1 protein-coding gene is annotated in these 1,153 nt (G+C 72.2%); it reads right to left on the bottom strand.

Features of this window, described 5'->3' with window-relative positions; translation table 11 throughout:
* On the bottom strand, positions 1-1,153 hold a 1,153-nt coding region (locus SGA01_RS40745; RefSeq protein WP_218037878.1), incomplete at both ends, for an acyltransferase domain-containing protein.

Genomic DNA, 1,153 nt, shown 5'->3' with positions numbered 1-1,153 from the left:
CCGCCGTCGAGCACCGGCTCGGTGATCCAGGAGCCTTCGAGGGTGGAGAAGAACGGCACGTGCGGAGCCTGCGGGCTGAGCCCGGCGAGGACCTCGGCGAGTTCGCTCTCGATGATCTCGACCTGCTGGCTGTGGGAGGCGTAGTCGACGGGGATGATCCGTGCGCGGATGCCGTCGGCCTCGCAGGTGCGGGCGAGTTCCTCGATCTGGGTGGGGTCGCCTGAGACGACGGTGGCGGTGGGTCCGTTGACGGCGGCGACGGAGAGTCCGTCGAAGTCGCTCAGTCGCCTCAGGACGGCCGCCTCGTCGAGTGCGAGGGAGATCATGCCGCCCTTGCCGGCGAGGTGGGCGGCGATGGACTTGCTGCGCAGGGTCACGACGCGGGCGGCGTCGTCGAGGGTGAGGGCTCCGGCGACGTAGGCGGCGGCGATCTCGCCCTGGGAGTGGCCGATGACGGCCTGGGGTGTCACGCCGTGGTGCTGCCAGACCTTGGCGAGGGAGACCATGACGGCGAAGGTGACGGGCTGGACGACGTCGACGCGGTCGAGTGTCGGTGCGCCGGGGGCCTGTCGGACGACGGCTTCGAGAGACCAGTCGACATAGCGGGAGAGCGCGGTCTCGCACTCTTCCATCGAGGCGGCGAATTCAGGCGAGCTGTCCAGGAGTTCGGCGCCCATCCCGGCCCACTGCGTGCCCTGGCCGGGGAAGGCGAACGCCACCCGGCCCACGTCCGAGGCCGTCCCGCGTATGAGCCCTTCCGGCATCCGCAGGGCGTCCCGCAGCGCCTCCCGGCTGTCGCCGACCGCGACCGCGCGGTGCTCCATCGCCGTACGGCCGCTGATCAGGCCGCGGGCCGCCACCGCCGGATCCAGGTCCGTACGACCGTCCGCGTACGCGGCGAGGCGTCCGATCTGGGCGTCCAGCGCGGCCGGAGTCTTCGCCGACACCAGCCACGGCACCGTACCGCCGGCCGGCGACTCGACAGTCTGCAACCCGACGGTCTGCGTCTCCTCCTCGGCGGCCGGGGCCTCCTCCAGGACGACGTGCGCGTTCGTGCCGCTGATGCCGAAGGAGGAGACGGCCGCGCGGCGCAGCCCGCCGTCCTGCTTCTCCGGCCAGTCGACGGCCTCGGTGAGGAGTTCCACCGTGCCCG

It is taken from the genome of Streptomyces gardneri, from assembly GCF_006539185.1.
In the GTDB taxonomy this organism is placed as follows: domain Bacteria; phylum Actinomycetota; class Actinomycetes; order Streptomycetales; family Streptomycetaceae; genus Streptomyces; species Streptomyces gardneri.
This window is presented reverse-complemented; position numbering and strand designations above follow the sequence as displayed.